At 71.1% G+C, this 19,633-nt stretch carries 18 protein-coding genes; 7 read left to right on the forward strand and 11 right to left on the reverse strand.

The genetic code is table 11. The annotated features are described in order from the left end of the window. Nucleotides 1-60 precede the first annotated feature (60 nt). Entirely contained in the window at nt 61-1,038 is a 978-nt protein-coding gene (locus ACZ4D5_RS16335) for a zinc-binding dehydrogenase (RefSeq protein WP_467773058.1), read from the forward strand. Here the strand turns inward: ACZ4D5_RS16335 and ACZ4D5_RS16340 are convergent. From ACZ4D5_RS16340 to ACZ4D5_RS16355, 4 genes are all read right to left on the reverse strand, one after another. Continuing rightward, complete coding sequence (locus ACZ4D5_RS16340; protein WP_467773059.1) at nt 992-2,077, reverse strand: DMT family transporter; 1,086 nt, start codon at nt 2,075-2,077, stop codon at nt 992-994. The genes ACZ4D5_RS16335 and ACZ4D5_RS16340 overlap by 47 nt on opposite strands. Next, on the reverse strand, nt 2,074-2,682 hold the full coding sequence (locus ACZ4D5_RS16345) for a TetR/AcrR family transcriptional regulator (RefSeq protein ID WP_467773060.1): 609 nt from the start codon (nt 2,680-2,682) through the stop codon (nt 2,074-2,076). The genes ACZ4D5_RS16340 and ACZ4D5_RS16345 overlap by 4 nt, the downstream gene beginning before the upstream one ends. Before the next feature lie 64 nt (nt 2,683-2,746). After that, entirely contained in the window at nt 2,747-3,628 is an 882-nt protein-coding gene (locus tag ACZ4D5_RS16350) for an NAD(P)-dependent oxidoreductase (RefSeq protein ID WP_467773061.1), read from the reverse strand. A 111-nt stretch (nt 3,629-3,739) separates the two neighbouring features. Continuing rightward, the gene (locus ACZ4D5_RS16355; protein WP_467773062.1) at nt 3,740-4,438 is read right to left on the reverse strand and encodes a DUF4232 domain-containing protein; all 699 of its coding nucleotides are present in this window, start codon (nt 4,436-4,438) and stop codon (nt 3,740-3,742) included. Between the two features lie 179 nt (nt 4,439-4,617). Between ACZ4D5_RS16355 and ACZ4D5_RS16360 the strand changes: the two genes are divergently transcribed. Beyond that, nucleotides 4,618-5,952 (forward strand): helix-turn-helix domain-containing protein, encoded by a 1,335-nt coding sequence (locus ACZ4D5_RS16360; RefSeq protein ID WP_467773063.1) that lies wholly within the window; start codon nt 4,618-4,620, stop codon nt 5,950-5,952. A 154-nt stretch (nt 5,953-6,106) separates the two neighbouring features. Beyond that, nucleotides 6,107-7,315 (forward strand): aminotransferase-like domain-containing protein, encoded by a 1,209-nt coding sequence (locus ACZ4D5_RS16365; RefSeq protein ID WP_467773064.1) that lies wholly within the window; start codon nt 6,107-6,109, stop codon nt 7,313-7,315. 62 nt (nt 7,316-7,377) lie between these two features. Here ACZ4D5_RS16365 and argS read toward each other — a convergent pair whose 3' ends face one another. Next, complete coding sequence (gene argS, locus ACZ4D5_RS16370; RefSeq protein WP_467773065.1) at nt 7,378-9,135, reverse strand: arginine--tRNA ligase; 1,758 nt, start codon at nt 9,133-9,135, stop codon at nt 7,378-7,380. Nucleotides 9,136-9,315: 180 nt separating this feature from the next. Here argS and lysS point away from each other — a divergent pair, with 180 nt between their 5' ends. Together lysS and ACZ4D5_RS16380 are read left to right on the forward strand one after the other, a co-directional pair. Beyond that, nucleotides 9,316-11,076 (forward strand): lysine--tRNA ligase, encoded by a 1,761-nt coding sequence (gene lysS / locus ACZ4D5_RS16375; protein ID WP_467773066.1) that lies wholly within the window; start codon nt 9,316-9,318, stop codon nt 11,074-11,076. A 97-nt stretch (nt 11,077-11,173) separates the two neighbouring features. Further along, a complete protein-coding gene (locus ACZ4D5_RS16380; RefSeq protein WP_467773067.1) occupies nt 11,174-11,383 on the forward strand; it encodes a hypothetical protein in 210 nt (69 codons plus the stop codon). Between the two features lie 95 nt (nt 11,384-11,478). Here ACZ4D5_RS16380 and ACZ4D5_RS16385 read toward each other — a convergent pair whose 3' ends face one another. Both ACZ4D5_RS16385 and ACZ4D5_RS16390 read right to left on the reverse strand, forming a co-directional pair. Next, complete coding sequence (locus ACZ4D5_RS16385) at nt 11,479-12,150, reverse strand: hypothetical protein (protein ID WP_467773068.1); 672 nt, start codon at nt 12,148-12,150, stop codon at nt 11,479-11,481. Between the two features lie 180 nt (nt 12,151-12,330). After that, nucleotides 12,331-13,743 carry an MFS transporter gene (locus ACZ4D5_RS16390; protein ID WP_467773069.1) on the reverse strand — a complete coding sequence of 471 codons (1,413 nt, stop codon included), beginning with the start codon at nt 13,741-13,743 and terminating at the stop codon, nt 12,331-12,333. An 86-nt stretch (nt 13,744-13,829) separates the two neighbouring features. Between ACZ4D5_RS16390 and ACZ4D5_RS16395 the strand changes: the two genes are divergently transcribed. Beyond that, a complete protein-coding gene (locus ACZ4D5_RS16395; RefSeq protein WP_467773070.1) occupies nt 13,830-14,273 on the forward strand; it encodes a MarR family winged helix-turn-helix transcriptional regulator in 444 nt (147 codons plus the stop codon). A 54-nt stretch (nt 14,274-14,327) separates the two neighbouring features. Here the strand turns inward: ACZ4D5_RS16395 and ACZ4D5_RS16400 are convergent, their stop codons facing one another. From ACZ4D5_RS16400 to ACZ4D5_RS16410, 3 genes are all read right to left on the reverse strand, one after another. Continuing rightward, nucleotides 14,328-15,629: a DUF2637 domain-containing protein gene (locus tag ACZ4D5_RS16400; protein ID WP_467773071.1), complete on the reverse strand. Its 1,302-nt coding sequence runs from the start codon at nt 15,627-15,629 to the stop codon at nt 14,328-14,330. Nucleotides 15,630-15,819: 190 nt separating this feature from the next. Then, nucleotides 15,820-16,695 carry a DUF3558 domain-containing protein gene (locus tag ACZ4D5_RS16405; protein WP_467773072.1) on the reverse strand — a complete coding sequence of 292 codons (876 nt, stop codon included), beginning with the start codon at nt 16,693-16,695 and terminating at the stop codon, nt 15,820-15,822. Between the two features lie 144 nt (nt 16,696-16,839). Then, nucleotides 16,840-17,790: a DUF3558 domain-containing protein gene (locus tag ACZ4D5_RS16410; protein WP_467773073.1), complete on the reverse strand. Its 951-nt coding sequence runs from the start codon at nt 17,788-17,790 to the stop codon at nt 16,840-16,842. A gap of 198 nt (nt 17,791-17,988) precedes the next feature. Here ACZ4D5_RS16410 and ACZ4D5_RS16415 point away from each other — a divergent pair, with 198 nt between their 5' ends. Further along, entirely contained in the window at nt 17,989-19,182 is a 1,194-nt protein-coding gene (locus ACZ4D5_RS16415) for an RtcB family protein (protein WP_467773074.1), read from the forward strand. 241 nt (nt 19,183-19,423) lie between these two features. On the opposite strand, the gene ACZ4D5_RS16420 is transcribed toward ACZ4D5_RS16415, so the two are convergent. Continuing rightward, the gene (locus ACZ4D5_RS16420; RefSeq protein ID WP_362341847.1) at nt 19,424-19,633 is read right to left on the reverse strand and encodes a hypothetical protein; all 210 of its coding nucleotides are present in this window, start codon (nt 19,631-19,633) and stop codon (nt 19,424-19,426) included.

Consider the following 19,633-nt stretch of genomic DNA (forward strand, 5'->3'; position numbering starts at 1 on the left):
GAGGAAAGAGAGTGGTGTGCAGCGACGACGAGTCGTTTCCAGGAGTCCGAGGAGGACGTCATGCACGCCGTGGTTCTGCACGAGTTCGGACCCGCCGAGAACCTGCGTTACGAGACCCTGCCCGACCCCGTCGCGGGGCCCGGGCAGGTGCGGATCGCCGTACGGGCGGCGGGAGTTCACTTCGTCGAGACCGTCATGCGCCGCGGCGACGCGAGCGACATGGCCCCGCCGCCGCCCGAGCTGCCCGCCGTCTTCGGCGGCGAGGTGGCGGGCACGGTGGACGCCGTCGGGCCGGGCGTCGACCCCGCCTGGCTCGGCAGGGCGGTCGTGACCGCGCACGGCACGCCGGGCGGGTACGCGGAGCTGGCGGTCGCCGAGGTCGAGGGCCTGCACGAGGTGCCGGACGGCCTGGGCTTCGAGGCCGCGGTCGCGATGGTGGTGACCGGCGCGACGACCATGGGGCTGCTCGGGAGCGCTCGACTGCGCCCGGACGACGTGGTGTTGGTGACCTCGGCCGCCGGGGGCGTCGGGCGGCTCGTCGTGCAGTACGCGCACGCCCTGGGCGCCACCGTCGTCGGCGCCGCGGGCGGGCCCGCGAAGGCCGGGGCCGTGCGTGCGCTCGGCGCCGACGTCGCCGTCGACTACAACCGCCCCGGCTGGCAGGACGAGGTCCGCGAGGCGCTCGGCGGGCGGCCCGTGACCGCCGTCCTGGACGGGGTCGGGGGCGAAAAGGCCGCCGCCGCCTTCGAGTTGATCGGGGACGGCGGGCGGTACGTCGTCATCGGCTGGTCCTCGCAGGAGGCCTTCGAGCCGGACGAGAGGACCCTTGCCGAGCGGAACATCGCGTACGTCAACGCCCTGTTGGAGCTGATCGGCCACCGCGAGGACGGCCCCGCCCACGAGCTGCGGGCCCTGGAGGCCGCGGCCAAGGGGGAGTTGGTGCCGGACGTGCAGACCTTCCCGCTGGCGCGGGCGGCCGAGGCGCACGCCGCTATGGAGCGGCGGGAGACGACGGGGAAGGTGGTGCTGGTTCCGTAGCCGCGGGCGTGGAGTGCCGCTGGTCCAGCGGCGGTTGGGCGGTGAGGGGCTTCCTGCGTCGCGGGGGTGCGGTCAGGACGCCCAGGGACGCGATGACCAGCGCGATGCCCGACCAGCCGAGGGCGGGCAGGTGTTCGCCGACCACCGCGACCGCGAAGACGGCGGCCACGGCGGGCTCCAGGAGCGACAGGGTGGTCGCCGTGCTCACGGGGATGCGGGCCAGGCCGAAGCCGAAGAGCACGTACCCGGCGAACATCGGCACCAGCGCCATGTAGAGCCCGACGCCCGCGTTCGTCCAGGAGGCGAGCAGCGGGGCGCCCGTGCCGAGCAGTACGGGTACGAGCATCAGCCCGCCCAGGCCGAACACCGAGCCCATGGCCGCGCGCGAGGCGACGCCCCGGGTGATCAGGCGGTGCGCCGCCCAGGCGTACACGGCGTACGTGAGGCCCGCGACCAGGCCGAGCCCGACGCCCGCGACGGTCCGCCAGGCGGATCCGGAAGACGCCGCACCGTTTCCGGATCCGCCCTGTGCGGCCTCGGCCGCGCACAGCAGCACCGTGCCCGTGAGGCCGAGCGCGGCGCCCGCGGCCCACCGCCGGGAGAGCCGTCGCCGGTCCACGATCCGTTCGATCAGGGCCGACGCCGGCGGGGCCGAGCCGAGGGAGACGACGGTGCCGACCGCGACTCCCGCGAGGTGCATGGACGTGTAGAACGCCAGGGGGTACAGCGCCACGCCCACGCCGCCGACCAGCACGGTCGGCCAGTCGGCCCGCAGCCGGGGCCGCTCCCGCGCGATGCGGCGGCCGGCCAGGAGAGCCTGCAGCAGTCCGCCGATGCCCATGGCCGCGGCGCCGATGGCCAGGGGGCCCACGCCCGGGGCGAAGGTCGCCGCGGTTCCGGTGGTGCCCCACAGGACGGAGGCGACGAGGACGGCGGTGACGCCGATGCCGTATCCATGCTGCCGGGGGGCGTGCTGCCCGGTGCCGGCCGTCTGTCCGGTGGAGGCCGTCTGTCCGGTGGGGGCCGTCTGCCCGGTCACCGGTCGACCAGGCCGTCGACCAGGCGGGCCGCCAGGTCGCGGGCGTGCCGCATGCGCGCGCCGTCGCCTTCGAGGCCGGCCCGCACGATGGCCCCTTCGAGGAGGAAGGCGAGGTGCTCGGCCGCGGCCTTCGCCTCCCGCTCGGGGAGCAGTTCCCGCAGGTGGGCGACGAGCAGCCCCTCGACCTCCTCCTTGTGGCGGCGGACCACCGCCCGTCCCTCGTGTCCGTTGGGCAGTTCGGCGGCGGCGTTGAGGAGTCCGCAGCCGCGGAACCCGTGGTCGTAGGCCTGGTCGGCGTGATCCGCGTACGCCTCGAAGACGGCGAGGACCCCGTCCCGCGGGCTCCGCGCGTCGGCCAGGCGCCGCCGGTAGAGGCCGAGCCACTCCTCGTGGCGTGCCTGGAGGTAGGCGCGGACGAGGTCGTCCTTGGAGGCGAAGTTGTTGTACAGGCTCATCTTCGCGACGCCCGCCTCGGCGGTGATCGTGTCGATCCCCGTGGCCGCGACGCCGTCCGCGTAGAACCGCCGGGCCGCGGCGTCGAGGATCCGCCCTCGCGCGGCGCCTCTGCGGCGTGGCTTCGCGGGCCCGCCTTCGGTGTCCGGCATGCGCACCCCTCCTTAATTAGGTAGACCAGTCTACCCAAAATGGGTGGGGAGGGCGTGCCGGGCCTCAGTCCTTCTTGAGCAGCAGCGCCAGGCGCGAGAGGCCGTCGGCGCCGTGCCCCTCCTCGACCGCGCGGTCCAGGAGGTCCTGGAGCGGGTCGAAGAGGTCGGAGCGCAGGCCCTGCTCGGTGAACGCGCTGGTGAAGTTGGGGAACGCCGCCTTGTTCATGGCGAGGTTCGAGACGTCCGTGAGGTGCTGCCCCGAGTCCAGCGCCTCGGCGCCGCCCGGCACGAGGCCGTGTGTCATGGCGACGATCCAGTCGGTCAGCAGCGGCGCGAACTCGCGGGCCGGAATGCCCTCGCTGCCGATCAGGGCGTACGCCTGGGCGACGCCCATCACCATGCCGTACATGCCGGTGAGCAGCGACAGGTCGTACAGGGCGGCGAGGCCCGGGTCCTTGCCGACCCACTTGGTGTCGGCGAGCGCGGCCAGCGTCGGGCGGTGGGCCTCGAAGGCGGCCTCGTCGGTGCCGCTGTAGAGGATGTACGCGCCGGGGGTGGCGATCATCTGCGGGACGGCCATGATGCCGCCGTCGATGTACGTGATGCCGTGCGCCGCGGCCCAGGCCGCCAACTCCCTTGCCTGGGCGGGCGTTCCGTTGGTGAGGTTCACGACGGTGCGCCCCGCGAGGGCCCCGGCCTCGGGTTCGAGGAGGCCGCGGACGTCGTCGTTGGTCGTGAGGCAGACGATGACCAGCTCGGCCGCGGTGACGGCCTCCCCCGCCGTGTCGGCGGGGGAGGCGCCCTGGGCGACGAGCGGGCCGGTCTTGGAGCGTGTGCGGTTCCAGACGGTGGTCGGGTGCCCGGCCTTGAGCAGGGCGGCGGCGAGAGCGGTGCCCATCAGGCCGAGGCCGAGGACGGAAACGGGTGCGGTGGTGTCGGCGGCCACGGGGGCTCCTTCGAGGGCGTTCCGTTGGGGACGCGTTCGATCCTCGTGGGGCGCCGTGTGTCCGACAAGTACCGACTTTTTTGTGCGGTACTTACCGAAAGGTAGGTGAGGTCACCAGCTCAGGGCGTCGTCCCGCGACTGCTGCCAGTAGGTGGTCGACGCCGAGCTGTCCACGTACACGCCGCCCGCCGGGAGCGCGGGCGCCACCTCCGTGCCGACGCTGCCGTTCATCGCGCGGTTGGAGAAGAGGACACCGAGGCGTTCGGCGGTGTAGCCGTCCTGGCCGCTGCCGTCGGCCGCCGAGGTGGTGATGCCCGCGTACGCGGACTGGCCGGGCTCCAGGGTGACGACCGACTGCGGGGTGGAGTCGTGGTTGACGGCGACCGGGGCCTGGGCGTCGTCGAAGCGGAGGAAGGGGGCGTTGTACGCGAAGCAGGGCTTGGTGCCCGTGTTCGTGGCGGTGACCAGGAGGTGGTTGACCGGGCGGGAGACCTTGGTGACCTTCACCCTGGTGTTGGAGGAGCTGCACGTGACCCGGGCGGCGGCCCTGGCCGACGTTGCCTCCGCGGTCCCGGCGGCCTTGGCCGATCGGGCCGACTTGGCTGCCCTGCCGTCCCCGGTGAGCCGCTTGGCCGCGGACTGCCCGGCCGTGCTCTGCTGGTCGGCCGACGAGGCCACCAGCGTCGCCGCGCCCTCGTCGCGGGTGCCGAGGCCGTCTGAACAGGCAGTCAGGGACAGGGCGCCGAGCGCGACCGCGGCGGCGGCGCCGGTACGGATGGCGAGGGCGGTGCGGAGGCGGCTGTAGGACATGGCTGATCCTTCGTGGCTCGTGCCGGAAACGGCGTGCTTGGATGGCCACAGCCTGTGTGGTGGATCGTCCCGGCCGCCACAAGGGACGGGGAGTTGGGGACGGTGGAACGTTCGCACCGACTCTGACCTGGGGGAATGACTGCTCCCTGGAACGCGTGACTGGAATGGGGAGGACCGAGATGTCGTCGCTCGCGGAGCTGCTGCGGGAGCTCAAGGAGCGGTCCGGGCTCAGCTATGGGGTGCTGGCCAAGAGGCTTCACATGAGTACGTCGACGTTGCACCGGTACTGCAACGGCGACGCGGTACCGACCGAGTTCGCGCCGGTGGAGCGGCTGGCCAGGCTGTGCAAGGCGACGCCCGATGAGCTCGTCGAGGTCCACCGGCGGTGGATCCTGGCGGACGCGGCGCGGGGCAGGAAGGCGGAACCGGAGCCGACGCCTGCGCCAGAGCCGGAGTCGGAGTCGGAGTCGCAGCCGCAGGATCAGCCACAGGCACAGGATCAGACGCAGGATCAGGATCAGCCCCAGACGCCGCCTGACCCCGACCAGTTGGTGGTCCTCTCGAAGCAGCCCCCGTCACGCAGGAAGCGGACGCTGGTCCTCGCGGCCGCCGTCGCCGCGGTCGTCGGGCTCGGCTCCGTGGCCCTCGCCATGAACGGCGGCGGAGACGGACACAAGCGGGACACGGGCGCGGCCTCGTCGCCGAAGACCGGTGACTTGCCCGACGCCTCCTCCGGCAAGAACAAGGACAAGGGCGACGGCAAGGGCAAGGACGGCGACGAGGACAAGGCCGACGGGAAGAAGAAGGACAACCCCTCCGCGTCGCCTTCCGGGAAGGGCAGCCCGTCCCCCGGCGCCTCCCACGGCACCGGCAAGGGCCCCGCGGCCACGGGCGAATCGGGCGAGGGGCTCGAGGTGCCGCTGACGGCGCGCACCAGGCCGTACGCGTACGACGACCCCTGCCTCCAGGACTTCCTGGTGAACCGCAAGGCCGACCAGGTCCCGCAGCAGCCCGCGCCGCAGGACGCGGCCAGCTGGGTCGGCGACCTCGGTGCCGTCCCGGCCGGCGTCCAGTGGATCGAGGTCACCGTGCAGGGCATGGGCAAGGAGACCGTCGTCCTGCAGGACATGGACGTCCGCGTGCAGAGCACCAGCGCGCCGCTGGCCTGGAACAACTTCCAGATGGCGACGGGCTGCGGCGGCACGGTGAACACCAAGTCCTTCTCCGTCGACCTCGACGACGCGGCGCCGCGGGCCACGCCCAGGGCGGGCCAGCGGGACTTCCCGTACAAGGTCAGCGAGAACGACCCCGAGGTCTTCTACATCATGGCCGGCACCGAACTGCACGACGTGCGGTGGTACCTGGAGCTGGAGTGGTCAAGCGGCAAGCGGCACAACGTGCTCCGCGTGGACGACCAGGGCAAGCCGTTCCGCACCAGCGGCAAGAAGGGGCGCCCCACCTACGGCTGGCCGCCCGGCGCCACCAAGTGGGAGAGGCAGCTGCAGGACGGCTGAGCCCACGGACGCGGGCGGGGGCCCGGACCCCCGGGTCTCGGGCGGGCGTTCCGAAGCCGGTACGCCCGCGTCCGCATCCCGAAACGGCGTGTGTCGGCCCCACCCCGGTGCTTAGGGTGCGGGAACAGCCGTCCGAGCCGAAGGAGCCGTCGCCGTGACCGTCACAGAGCCCTCCCGCACCGCAGCCCCCACGCCGCCGCTCGCCGCGCGCGCCGCAGCGGTCGGGGGCTCCCCGGTACGGGACATCCTCGCGGTCACCGCGCGCCCCGAGGTCATCAACTTCGCGGGCGGCCTGCCCGCCCCCGGCCTCTTCGACGGCGAGGGCGTGGCGGCCGCCTTCCAGGCCGTGCTCACCGAGACGCCCGAGCGCGCCCTGCAGTACTCGACCACCGAGGGCGAGCCCGCGCTGCGCGCCGCCATAGCCCGGCGCACCGGCGTGCGGGGCCTCGCGACCGACGCCGACGACGTGCTCGTCACCACCGGCTCGCAGCAGGCGCTCTCGCTCCTCGCGACCGCGCTGATCGAGCCCGGTGACACGGTCCTCGTCGAGAACCCCTGTTACCTGGCGGCACTTCAGGCCTTCGGCTTCGCGGGCGCGCGCGTGGTGCCCGTGCCCTGCGACGCGTCCGGCATCGACCCGGCCGCCCTCGACGAACTCGTCGCCCTGCACGCCCCCAAGCTGCTCTACACCGTCCCCACCTTCCAGAACCCGACGGGCCGCACCCTGCCCGCCGACCGCCGCGCCGCCGTCGCCGAGGTCGCCGAGCGGCGCGGACTGTGGATCGTCGAGGACGACCCGTACGGCGAACTGCGCTTCGAGGGCGAGCGCGTGCCGTGGATCGCCACGTACCCCGGGGCCGAGGACCGGACCGTCCTGCTCGGCAGCTTCTCCAAGGTCATGGCGCCCGGCCTGCGCCTCGGCTGGCTGCGCGCCCCCGCCGGGCTGCTGCGCGCCTGCGCCGTCGCCAAGCAGGCCGCCGATCTGCACACGCCGACCGTCAACCAGCTCGCGGCGGCACGGTACTTGGCGGACAACGACCTGGACGCGCACGTCGCCCGGGTCGCGGGCGTCTACCGCGAGCGGCGCGACGCGATGCTCGCGGGGCTCGCGGACTCCCTCCCGGACGGGGCGAGTTGGATCCGGCCCGAGGGCGGCATGTTCGTCTGGGCGCGGCTCCCCGAAGGCCACGACACGACGGAGCTCCTGCGCACCGTCATCACGCACGACGTGGCGTACGTGCCGGGCGCGCCGTTCTTCGCGGGCGAACCGGACCGGGCGACGCTGCGGATGTGCTTCGTGACGCAGTCTCCGGACGAGATCGCCGAGGGGCTGCGGAGGCTTGGGGCCGCACTGGTGGGTTGAGATCCGCGTACGCGTGAGGCCCCGCACCCGAGAAGGGGCGGGGCCTCGTCGTCGTACGACCGTCAGAGCCGCTCGGGCGTCCGGATGCCCAGCAGCGCCATGCCCTGGTGCAGCGTCCGCGCCGTGATGTCGCACAGGAACAGGCGGTTCTCGACCTGGTCCGGGGTGTCCGCCTTCAGGACCGGGCACTTGTCGTAGAACGACGTGTACAGCGAGGCCAGCTGGTAGAGGTACGCGGCCAGCTTGTGGGGGGCGTACTCCGCGGCGGCCTCCGCGACCGTGGCGCCGAACGCGTCCAGGTGGAGACCCAACGCGCGCTCCGCCGGGGCGAGTTCGAGCTCCGGGTGCGGAACGGGACCGGTCTCGCCCGCCTTGCGCAGGATCGACTGGATACGGGCGTACGCGTACTGGAGGTAGACCGACGTGTCGCCGTTCAGCGAGACCATCTGGTCCAGGTCGAACTTGTAGTCGCGGTTCGCGGACGTGGAGAGGTCCGCGTACTTCACCGCGCCGATGCCGACCTGGGCGCCCCGCTCCTGGATCTCCTCCTCGGTGAGGTCCCGCGCCTTCTCGCGCACCACCTCGGCGGCGCGCTGGGCCGCCTCGTCGAGCAGGTCCTCCAGGCGGACGGTTTCGCCCGCACGGGTCTTGAACGGCTTGCCGTCCGCGCCGAGCACCGTGCCGTAGCCCATGTTGTGGGCCTTGACCTGGTCGTTCAGCCAGCCCATGCGGCGGGCCGTCTCGAAGACCATCTTGAAGTGCAGCGACTGGCGCACGTCCACCACGTACAGCAGGGTCGTCGCGTGCAGGCCGAAGACGCGGTCGCGGATCGCGGAGAGGTCGGACGCGGCGTACCCGAACCCGCCGTCCGCCTTCTGCACGATCAGCGGGACCGGCTGGTCGTCCTTGCCCTTGATGTCGTCGAAGAAGACGACGAGGGCGCCCTCGGAGCGGACCGCGACACCGGACTCCTCCAGGAGCCGGGCCGTCTCGGCCATCATGTCGTTGTACGCGGACTCGCCGACGATCTCGTCGTCCCGGATCTCCATGTCGAGCTTCTCGAAGACCGAGTAGAAGTAGACCTTCGACTCGTCCACGAACCGCTGCCAGAGGTCCAGGGTCTCCTTGTCGCCGGACTGGAGGGCCACGACCCGCTTGCGGGCCCGCTCCTTGAAGTCCTCGTCCGCGTCGAAGACGGCGCGCGAGGCCTTGTAGATCCGGTTCAGGTTCGACATGGCCTGCTCGCCGTCGACCTCGTCGGCAGGCGCCAGCTCACCCGGGTTCTCGATCAGGTACTGGATGAGCATGCCGAACTGGGTGCCCCAGTCGCCGATGTGGTGGCGGCCGATCGTCTTCTCGCCGGTGAAGTCCAGCAGGTGGCGCAGGGCGTCACCGATCACGGCGGACCGCAGGTGGCCGACGTGCATCTCCTTCGCCACGTTCGGTTGGGCGTAGTCGATGACGGTGGTGCCCGCGTCCGGGTTCAGCGGGACGCCGAGCCGGTCGCCGTCGGCGGCGCGGGCCGCGAGCGTCTCGGTGATCGCCTTGTCCGTGACCGTCACGTTCAGGAAGCCGGGGCCGGAGACCTCGACGTCCGCGAGCAGGTCGCCGTTCTCGATCCGCTCGACGACCTGCGTCGCGAGCTCCCGGGGGTTCGCCTTCGCCTTCTTCGCCAGCGCCAGGATGCCGTTGGCCTGGAAGTCGGCCCTGTCGCTACGTCGCAGCAGCGGGTCCGCGGAACCGGCCTCCGGCAGGGCAGCCGAGAGGGCGTCCGCGAGGCGCTGATGGACGGAGGCGGTGAGGGACGTGACCGGGGCCATGAGCTTCCGTTCTGGTAAATGGCGTGCAGGAACGTGTGTGTCGAGTGTCCCATGAGGAGGGACACCGGTTCGCCCGGATAAAAGCGACCCTCACCCGGGCACAAGCAACCCCGGAGCGGGTCCTTCCGTCTGGGACAATGGCTGACGCCAGATTCCGAGAACCCGAGGAAACCAGAGGACGTGCCGATCGTGGCAGCTCAGAGCACTGATACCACCGACTGGGTCTCCCGCTACGCGGACGAGGTCATCGCCGAGTCGGAGCGTCGTGCCCCGGGCAAACCGGTCGTCGTCGCCTCCGGCCTCTCGCCCTCCGGACCGATCCACCTCGGCAACCTCCGCGAGGTCATGACCCCGCACCTGGTCGCCGACGAGATCCGCCGCCGCGGGTACGAGGTCAGGCACCTGATCTCCTGGGACGACTACGACCGCTACCGCAAGGTCCCCGCGGGCGTCCCCGGCATCGACGAGTCCTGGGCCGAGCACATCGGCAAGCCGCTGACCTCCGTCCCGGCCCCGGCGGGCTCCGCGTACCCGAACTGGGCCGAGCACTTCAAGGCCGCGATGACCGCGTCCCTGGACGAGCTCGGCGTGGAGTACGACGGGATCAGCCAGACCGAGCAGTACACCTCGGGCGCCTACCGCGAGCAGATCCTGCACGCGATGAAGCACCGCGGCGACATCGACGCCATCCTCGACCAGTACCGCACCAAGAAGGACCCCTCGAAGGGCCCCGCCAAGGGCAAGCAGCAGAAGCCCGTCGACGAGGCCGAGCTGGAGGCCGCCGAGGGATCGGGCGCCGCGGGCGAGGACGACGGCAGCGGCGGCACCGGCGGCTACTTCCCGTACAAGCCCTACTGCGGGCAGTGCGAGAAGGACCTGACCACCGTCGTCTCGTACGACGACGAGACCACCGAGCTCGTCTACACCTGCACGGCGTGCGGCTTCGGCGAGACCGTCAGGCTCAGCGAGTTCAACCGCGGCAAGCTGGTCTGGAAGGTCGACTGGCCCATGCGCTGGGCGTACGAGGGCGTGATCTTCGAGCCGTCCGGCGTCGACCACTCCTCGCCCGGCTCCTCCTTCGTCGTCGGCGGCCAGATCGTCCGCCAGATCTTCGACGGCGTGCAGCCCATCGGCCCCATGTACGCCTTCGTGGGCATCTCCGGCATGGCGAAGATGTCGTCCTCCAAGGGCGGCGTGCCGACCCCGGCCGACGCCCTGAAGATCATGGAGGCGCCGCTGCTCCGCTGGCTGTACGCGCGCCGCAAGCCCAACCAGTCCTTCAAGATCGCCTTCGACCAGGAGATCCAGCGGCTCTACGACGAGTGGGACAAGCTGGAGGCCAAGGTCGCCGACGGCTCGGTGCTGCCCGCCGACGCCGCCGCGCACACCCGCGCGGTGCGCACCGCCGCCGGCGAGCTGCCGCGCACCCCGCGGCCGCTGCCGTACCGCACGCTGGCCTCCGTCGCCGACATCACCGCCGGTGCCGAGGACCAGACGCTCCGCATCCTGGGCGACCTCGACCCGTCGGCGCCGCTCGCCTCCCTCGACGAGGTCAGGCCCCGCCTGGACCGCGCCGAGAACTGGATCACCACCCAGGTCCCGGCCGACGCGCGCACGATCGTCCGCGCCGAGCCCAACACCGAGCTCCTGTCCTCCCTGGACGACGAGGGCCGCGAGTCGCTCCGCCTCCTCCTGGAGGGCCTGGACTCGCACTGGTCCCTGGACGGCCTGACCCACCTCGTCTACGGCGTCCCGAAGGTCCGGGCCGGATTCTCGGCCGACGCGACGGCCAAGGAGCTGCCGCCGGAGATCAAGGTCGCGCAGCGCTCGTTCTTCGCGCTGCTCTACCGCCTCCTGGTCACCCGGGAGACCGGGCCGCGCCTGCCCACGCTGCTGCTCGCCGTGGGCGCGGACCGGGTCAGGAAGCTGCTGGGGGCGTAGGGCAGAGCCGGCCGCGGCCGGCTGCATCCTTCGGACTACCCGCGATCTCCGCCGGGGGCAGGACGCTTCGGCGCCTGTCCCCGGCGATCGTGGAGGCATGAAGGAAATCATCGCCATCGTCGGATGGGTCGTCGGGATCCAGGGAGCGCTCGGCTTCGCCGGCCGCGTCTGGGGCGACAACCCCTGGGGGCTCCTGCACAAGTGGTGGGACATCCCCACGCCGCTCTACGCCGTGCTGTTCGTCATCGGCGCCGCGCTCGCGCTCTACGGAGAGACGGCGAAGCAGCGGCAGAAGGTACGGGGCTGACGCGCGCGCCGGGCCACGACAGACGGGCGCGGGATCACCTTCCGGCGATCCCGCGCCCGTCTGCCTCGCTTGGGCCGCGCCCCGGAGCGGAGCGCTCAGCGCACGGTGACGTTGAAGACCGGCGACAGCGTGGCGCCGCTCTGCACGCGCAGCTCGTTCTTGCCCTTCAGGCCGAGCTTGACGCGCAGGGAGTACGCGCCGGACTTGTTGACGGTCGTGCTCGCGGGCAGCGTCTTCCACGTGCCGCGCTGCTTCTGCTGCAGGCTCACCTTGCTGCCGGCCTTGATGCCCGTCGCCTTGCCGCTGACGCGCAGCTCCTGCCAGGCCTTCACGGAGGTCGCGGACGGCTTGGCGGTCAGCGCGGCCTTCACCTTCGCGGTGGGGCTGTTCTTCTGGGTGCCGAGCAGCTTGCCGGTCCTGACGTCCCAGATCGCGTACGGGGTGCCGCCGCCCTGCGTCTTGCTGTACAGGCGCTTGCCGTCGGCGCTCAGGTGCACGTATATGCCGTTGTCGATCGTCTGGCCCGGCTTGATGACCTTGCCGTTGTACGACGGCTGGCCGCCCTTGACGGTGATGGTGACACCGGCGCCGATGTCGATCTTCGTGACGCTCGCGGCCTTCGCGGCGGCGGGCTGCACGGCGGCGGCGCGCTCGGGGGCGGGCGCGCTGGCCAGGGCCGCCGCGGCCGGAGCCAGCAGCGCCGTACCGGCGATGACCGAGATGGTGGCGGTGCGGAGGGCGCTGCGGCGGTGAGTGATGGTGCGCATGACGGCGGTGTTCCCCTTCACGATGGTGGTGTGCCCCCGCGCGGCACGGACCCAGTGGTCTGGTGGATCCGCGCGGTACAGCCCTTTGTGCTCCGTGCTGTCCGGCGAGTGCGAAATAAAGGTAAATCACCTGCCATTGCAGCCAGTTGTAGGTCGTGTAACGGAGCCCCGTAGATCACTTCACGGGTGTGCGTCCGTCGCGCGTACGGCCTCTCGGGCGGGCCGGAACCAGGCAAGGGCGGCGGCGATGACACAGAACCCGGCGGAGAGCCACAGCACCGTGGTGTAACCGCCCACCGTAGGGTGGCTGTTGCCGCTGGCGTGAGCGGCCAGGATGGTGGCGGCGAGCGCGCTGCCCAGGGAAAAGCCGGTGAAGCGGACCACCTGGTAGAAGCCCATGGCGCTGCCTGTCTCCCGGGCGGGGACCGCCTGCACGATCAAACCGGGTATCGCGGCGAAGGTGGTGCCCAGTCCCACCCCCAGGACGCCCGTCATGACGTAGGCCTGCCACAGGGCGCCATGGAAGGCGGCGAAGAATCCGCAGCCCAGCGCGGCTACGAGGCAGCCCAGCGTCAGCACCGCCCGGATTCCCACGCGTGTCACCAAGGCGGGCAGGGTGCGGGAGCTGATCAGCATGGAGAAGGACAGGGGGGTGAGGACGAGACCGGCCACGAGGGCCGATGCGGAGAACCCGAATCCGCCCGAGCGTGGGGATTGCACGAATTCCGTCACCCCCGAAAGCACCATGTACATCGCGACGCCGAGCACCATGGCGCAGGCGTCGGCGGAAAGCACGGATGGACGGCGCAGCAGACGCAGCTGAACCAGCGGGTTCTCGGCACGCAGCTGTTGCACGGCCCACACCGCGAAGAGCACTGCCCCGGCGGCCGACAGGCTGATGATCGCCGGCGAGCCCCAACCCCACTGTGTCCCCTCCGTCACCGCCACCAGTGCGGTGACCAGCGCCAGTGTGAGCAGCACTGCGCCGACCCGGTCGAGCCGGTCAGGGGCGCCGCGCCGCGCGCTCGACGGTACGACCGCGGCGACACAGATCAATGCGAGGCCGGACACGATCGCCCCGGACCAGTACGCACCCGCCAGTCCCCAGGCCTCGGCGATCAGCCCGCTGATCGGGTAACCGGCACCGAGGCCGGCCCCCGCCGATACCGACAGCAGCGCGATCATCGGCGCGACCTTGGCTTGAGGCAGTTCGTCCCGAGCGGTGGCCATCGCCAACGGCGCCAGCCCGAGCCCGACGCCTTGTAGTCCACGACCGACGAGCAGCGTCCCCAAGTCGCCTGCCAGTGCGGCCACGACACCGCCCGCCGTGACCACGGCCAAGCCGCCGAGCAACGTCACTCGCCGCCGAGGGCCGTCGCCGAGCCGGCCGAGGACCGGGGAGCTTGCCGCGCCGACCAGCAGCGCCACGGTCAGTGACCACTGCGCCGTGCTCAGCGACTCGTGGAACTCATGGGCGACCGTGGGGATCAGCGGAGCACCGAACGAGCTGATGATGCTGGAGACCAGCGTGGCCAGCACCAGCACCGGCCCGATCAGGGCGCTGCGGCGCCTCCCGGCCGTCACGTGACCCATGACCATGAGACCCCCTGGGGAAGTGCGTGCGAATTGCACGCAACAACCTACGCCCATTCCGTGCGTTCTGCACGTATCCTTGTGGGATGGCGAATACGGGTTTGGCGCGGGACCTCGAGCAAGCGCTGGGACAGCTGTTGCTGCGGCGCAACCGGAGCGCGCTCCATGACGCGGTCCTCGACTCGGCGCCGCCGGGTGTCGATCGTCAGACCTACCCGGTGCTCAGTGGACTGGCTCGGCTCGGACCGCAATCGGCGGCGCGGCTTGCCGAGGAGGTCGGCATCGACCGATCCGGCGCAAGCCGCTATGCCGACCGGCTCGAAAGCGCGGGTCTGCTCGAACGCAGTCCCGACCCCTGCGACGGCCGGGCCACCCTGCTCGCATTGACGCCCAAGGGCCATGCCGCGGTCGCCGAGCTCCGCGACGCGCTGACCCGGCACCTTGCGGGCCGGATCGCGGACTGGCCCGATGGGCAGGCGCAGGCGCTGATCGACGGTATTCGCCTGCTCGTCGACACGCCCCGGGACTGATGGTCGAAGGCCCCGGCCTGAGGCAGGACCGCCCTTCGGCGTTCAGACGTCCTGCTAAGCGATGTGGTCTTCCATCAGCTCGTCGTTGAGGCGGGCCGTGAAGCGGTCCATGTAGGTGTTCAGCTCGCGGGACTGGAGGCGCAGGCCGTAGGTGGCCTCGACGTTCGCCGCGAACGCGCCCGGGGTGGGCATGCCCTCGCCCCCTATCGAGTACCGGAAGACCTCGTACAGCTCCTCGTCGGTGGGCGTGGGGGCGTTCGCGGGCTGGGGCTCCGGCTGCGGGATGCCGTCGCCGAGCGGGCGGGTGCCGCCTGCGCCGTTGGGCACCGGGAACTCCTGGGACTCGGTGTGCTCCGGGGCGGGTTCGGCCGACTGCTGTGCCTGGGCGGGGACTTGGCGCGTCTCCTGCTGGAGGCGTTCCTGCTCGGCGTACCACTCGTCGTACGAGACCACGGGCGCGTTCGAGGCGTTGTGGGCCGCGAACCAGGGGCTCTCGTGCTGGCCCACCGGGAGGGTCTCCTCCGGGGACGGCGGAGGCGTCGGGTCCTCCTGGGCCTGGGCCTGGGCCTGGGTGGCCTGGGCCGGCTCGGGCTCGGGGGCGGCGGCCAGCTCGGGCTGCTGGGGGCGCTCCGGCACCTCCGGTGCCGTGACCGCGGGGGCCGGCGGGAGGAGGACCGGTTCGATACCGGCCGCCGCGAGGCCCGCGGGCGCCGTCTCGGAGAGCGGCACCCCGATCCGCGCGAGGCGGAGCGGCATCAGGGACTCGACCGGGGCCTTGCGGCGCCAGGAGCGGCCGAAGCGGGCCTGCAGGCGGGCCTGGTAGACGAGGCGGTCCTGCTCCAGCTTGATGACCTGTTCGTAGCTGCGCAGCTCCCACAGCTTCATCCGACGCCACAACTTGAAGGTGGGGACGGGGGAGAGCAGCCAGCGCGTGAGGCGTACGCCCTCCATGTGCTTGTCGGCGGTGATGTCCGCGATCCGGCCCACCGCGTGCCGCGCGGCCTCGACCGCGACCACGAACAGGACCGGGATGACGGCGTGCATGCCGACGCCCACGGGATCCGGCCACGCCGAGACCGAGTTGAAGGCGATCGTGGCCGCCGTGAGCAGCCACGCCGTCTGGCGCAGCAGCGGGAAGGGGATGCGGAGCCAGGTCAGCAGCAGGTCGAGGGCGAGCAGGACGCAGATGCCCGCGTCGATGCCGATGGGGAAGAAGTAGGAGAAGTCGCCGAAGCCCTTCTCGACGGCCAGTTCGCGTACGGCTGCGTACGACCCGGCGAAGCCGATGCCAGCGATGACCACCGCACCGGCGACGACCACGCCGATGAGCATCCGGTGCGTACGTGTCAGTTGCATCGCGGCCACCCGCGGTCCCCTCCCTGATCCGTCTGTTGCGAGCGACAGCCTGGCACATGCGTGCGGTGGACTGCGTGGCGGTACGCCAGGAGCCCGGCCCCTCGGGGGCCGGGCTCCGTCGACTTGCCTGCTCGTGGCGTGAGTTGAGCCGCTTTGAGCCGCTTTGAGCTGCGTGCGCGCGTGCGCAGTGTCAGGACTTGTGGGCGCTCGCCTTGTCCTTCGACTTGCTGTCGTCGGACTTGGCGTCATCCGACTTGGCGTCGTCGGACTTCTTGTCGTCAGCCTTCGGCTTCTCGTCCGACGCCGGAGCCTTGCCGCCGTCCTTGTTGGCGGAGACGACCGAGGCCACGGCCTCCTTCGCCGCCTTCTCGGCGTCCTTCGCCAGCTTGCCGGCGTCGGGGGTCTTGTCGCCCGCGAGGCCCGCGCCGTTGAAGTCGACCGTGATGACCGCGTTCTCGACGCGCGTCACGATCGTCTGCTGCTTGAAGGTGTCCTTGTCCTTCTTCAGGTCGTACCGCACGAGGGTCGCCTGCTCGCCGACGCCCTGGACCGGCTCCTCCTTGACGCTCTTCGCGTCCTTGGTCGCCTTGGCGTCCGCGACCTGCTTGGCGAAGTTGTCCTGCGCGCGCTTCGCGCCGCTGCCGAGCGAGGAGTCCGAGTCGAAGCGCATCAGCGAGACGCGCAGCCAGCGGAACTGGGAGCCGTCCACGCCGTTGTTCTCCAGGCTGTCCCAGGAGCAGCTGCCGCGCACGGCCAGATCGCTGGACGTGCCCGCCTTGCCCGACTTGTCCTTCGCCTTCGGGACCAGGTCGTCGAGCGTCTTCTTCGACAGGACGTCGCAGGGCTCGGGAAGCTTGGCGTACGCGGCCTTCTCGACCTCCGGGGTCTTCTCGCCGCCGGCCTTGGCCGAGGCGGAGGCCTTCGTGCCCGCGTCCTTCTTGGCGCCGTCGGAGCCGGAGTCGGAGTCGGAGGAGCAGCCGGAGGCGACGAGGATCACCGGTACGGCGGCCGCGCAGACGAGAAGGCGGCTGCGGAGCTGTCGCTGTCGCTGTGCAGGTCGGTGCATGGTTCCTTCACTCAGTTCGTCTCGTGACGTCCAGTTCGTCTCGTGACGTCGTCGGGTCCGAGGGGCCACGGTACGCGTATGAGACGGCGGGCGACTCCGCTTCGGGGGAGCCGGGCCCCCGTCCGCGTCCGCTCCGCCCGCCGTCTACTCGTCGAAGTCGCCGGCCAGTGTGTCGGCCAGTTCAAGGGCCTTGTCCTGCATTTCCTTGCTGTCCGGGACGTCCGTGCGACGGCCGGGCTGCTCGTCGTACTCGATGGTCACGATGACGTTCGACGTGCGGAACACCACAGTCACGGTGCGGTGACGGGTGGCCGACGCGGCGGTGGCGAGGGCGTCGTCGAGGAACGCCTCGTCGCCGAGGTCGTCGAGGGTGCGGGGCTCGAGGCCGGGGGGCGGGGTCGCGGGCCGGGTGGTGGCGTCGGCGGCCCGCTCGCCCCCCTTCTTCGCCCCTCCCCTCCCCTTCTCCTCGTCGCCGTTCCTGCTTCCCTTGGCGCTGCCCTTGTCGTCGTCGCTCGCGGCGGTCCTGGCGCTCTTGCCGCCCTGGGCCTTGTCGCCCGCCTCGGAGTCCTCGCCCTTGCCGGACTCCGCCGACTCCTTGGGCTCGTCCGTCTCGTCTTCGCCCGTGCTGGACGCGGCCGGCTCGGGAAGGTCCGCGTCCCGCAGCTTCGTCGCGTAGACCTCGGCGGCGCGGTCGTCGTCGCTGACCGTGCCGTCGTACGAGACGACGCGCTCGAAGTCGACGAAGAGGTGGTGGGAGGCGTCGGACGACTGGACCTTCCAACGGCAGCCCACGCGCCGGTCGGTGTCGTACGTCACCGTGGGCGTGCCCTCGTACGCCTTGTCGCGCTGCTCGGTGTCCTCCGTCTCCGCGATGCCGGGCAGCATCGCGTCGAGGGTGTCGCGGTCGAGCTCGCCGCACGGCTCGGGAAGCGTGCGGTACTTGCCGGGCTGGGCCGGGGCGGTCGAACTGCCGCCCTCGCCCGGCTTGGAGTCGTCGCTCTCGTCGCCGAGGCCCGAGCCGCCGCTGCAGCCGACGAGCAGCGCCGCGAGGAGCGCGGCGACACCGGGTACACAGGCCTTGGCCTTCCGCTGCACCGTGATGGCTCCTCTCGCGTGGTTCGCGTGGTTCGCTGGTTCTGCCTGGATATTCGGTTGCCGCCGGTGGGCGGCCGGTGGACACAATGTCTATCGCACGCGCTGCCGTGGATGCCGGTCCGTCACCCCTTTCGTTGACCTTGGCTCCGGTATTTGCGCTTCCTGACTTGTGTTTGTTTTCGGGGGAATGAGGACGATATGTCGTACGTAGAGGTTCCCGGCGCGCAGGTACCGATCCGGATGTGGACGGACCCGACGTCGGTCGAGGACGCGGCGATGCAGCAGCTGCGGAACGTCGCGACGCTGCCGTGGATCAAGGGCCTCGCGGTCATGCCGGACGTCCACTACGGCAAGGGTGCGACGGTCGGCTCGGTGATCGCCATGCAGGGCGCGGTCTGCCCGGCGGCGGTCGGCGTCGACATCGGCTGCGGCATGAGCGCCGTCAAGACGTCGCTGACCGCGAATGACCTTCCGGGTGATCTGTCGCGGCTGCGGTCGAAGATCGAGCAGGCGATTCCGGTGGGGCGGGGGATGCACGACGACCCCGTCGATCCCGGGCACTTCCACGGGATGGCCACGGCTGGGTGGGACGACTTCTGGGGGCGGTTCGAGGGGGTTGCGGAGGCGGTCAAGTTCCGGGAGGAGCGGGCCGTGAAGCAGATGGGAACCCTCGGCGGAGGGAATCACTTCGTAGAGATTTGCGTTGATACATCCGATTCGGTGTGGCTCATGCTGCACTCCGGATCCCGCAACATCGGCAAGGAACTCGCCGACCATCACATCGGTGTGGCCCAGGGGCTTCCGCACAACCAGGGGCTGGTCGACCGCGACCTGGCGGTGTTCGTCTCGGACACCCCGCAGATGGCGGCGTACCGCAACGACCTCTACTGGGCGCAGGAGTACGCGAAGTACAACCGCTCGATCATGATGGGGCTCCTGAAGGACGTCGTCCGCAAGGAGTTCAAGAAGGCGAAGCCGACCTTCGAGCCGGAGATCAGCGCTCACCACAATTACGTGGCGGAAGAGCGGTACGAGGGCATGGACCTGCTGGTGACACGTAAGGGTGCGATCCGCGCGGGGTCGGGTGACTACGGGATCATCCCGGGCTCGATGGGGACGGGCTCGTACATCGTGAAGGGCCTCGGCAACGAGAAGTCCTTCAACTCGGCCTCGCACGGCGCCGGTCGGCGCATGAGCCGTGGCGCGGCGAAGCGGCGCTTCTCGACGAAGGACCTGGAGGAGCAGACGCGGGGCGTCGAGTGCCGCAAGGACTCGGGCGTCGTGGACGAGATCCCGGGGGCGTACAAGCCGATCGAGCAGGTGATGGAGCACCAGCGCGACCTCGTAGAGGTCGTGGCGAAGCTGAAGCAGGTCATCTGCGTGAAGGGCTGAAACGCAGCCGGGATACCGCTGGGGAAGCCCTGGCTCGTGTAGCCGACCGAACCGTCGGCGTCGACGACTGCGCGCAGGTGATCGCGACGCGAGAACTCCGTGCGGGGTGGAGCGGTCGTCTCGGACTTGCGACCGTGAGGCAGGCCGAGTTCGTTGAGCTTGGTCCTGGCTTCGAGGGCGCACGGACTCCAGGTGGCCGACGTGTGCGTCTCGGCGAAGTTCGTCGAGCGGGTCCGCTCGCCTACTTCGCGTGTTTGACCGCGTAGATCATCACGAACGCCACCAGGTGGATGCCGAAGAGGAAGTACGCGAGGTACCACCACACCATGCGTTCGTTCTTCTTCTCCTCCTTGAGGCGGCGGGCCTCGTGCTCGTGGGTGAGGCGTTCGAGCGGGTCGGGGGAGTCGGCCGAGTACGCGGGGGTGCCGGGGTCGTCGCCGGGGAGGCCCAT

The organism is Streptomyces sp. NPDC025651, from assembly GCF_055558735.1.

Bases quoted from the DNA above. Each gene is read 5' to 3' on its own strand.
- ACZ4D5_RS16335 (WP_467773058.1), top strand. From the start codon at position 61: ATGCACGCCGTGGTTCTGCACGAGTTCGGACCCGCCGAGAACCTGCGT.
- ACZ4D5_RS16345 (WP_467773060.1), bottom strand. From the start codon at position 2,682: ATGCCGGACACCGAAGGCGGGCCCGCGAAGCCACGCCGCAGAGGCGCC.
- ACZ4D5_RS16355 (WP_467773062.1), bottom strand. From the start codon at position 4,438: ATGTCCTACAGCCGCCTCCGCACCGCCCTCGCCATCCGTACCGGCGCC.
- ACZ4D5_RS16360 (WP_467773063.1), top strand. From the start codon at position 4,618: ATGTCGTCGCTCGCGGAGCTGCTGCGGGAGCTCAAGGAGCGGTCCGGG.
- argS (WP_467773065.1), bottom strand. From the start codon at position 9,135: ATGGCCCCGGTCACGTCCCTCACCGCCTCCGTCCATCAGCGCCTCGCG.
- ACZ4D5_RS16380 (WP_467773067.1), top strand. From the start codon at position 11,174: ATGAAGGAAATCATCGCCATCGTCGGATGGGTCGTCGGGATCCAGGGA.
- ACZ4D5_RS16385 (WP_467773068.1), bottom strand. From the start codon at position 12,150: ATGCGCACCATCACTCACCGCCGCAGCGCCCTCCGCACCGCCACCATC.
- ACZ4D5_RS16390 (WP_467773069.1), bottom strand. From the start codon at position 13,743: ATGGGTCACGTGACGGCCGGGAGGCGCCGCAGCGCCCTGATCGGGCCG.
- ACZ4D5_RS16395 (WP_467773070.1), top strand. From the start codon at position 13,830: ATGGCGAATACGGGTTTGGCGCGGGACCTCGAGCAAGCGCTGGGACAG.
- ACZ4D5_RS16400 (WP_467773071.1), bottom strand. From the start codon at position 15,629: ATGCAACTGACACGTACGCACCGGATGCTCATCGGCGTGGTCGTCGCC.
- ACZ4D5_RS16405 (WP_467773072.1), bottom strand. From the start codon at position 16,695: ATGCACCGACCTGCACAGCGACAGCGACAGCTCCGCAGCCGCCTTCTC.
- ACZ4D5_RS16415 (WP_467773074.1), top strand. From the start codon at position 17,989: ATGTCGTACGTAGAGGTTCCCGGCGCGCAGGTACCGATCCGGATGTGG.
- ACZ4D5_RS16420 (WP_362341847.1), bottom strand. From the start codon at position 19,633: ATGGGCCTCCCCGGCGACGACCCCGGCACCCCCGCGTACTCGGCCGAC.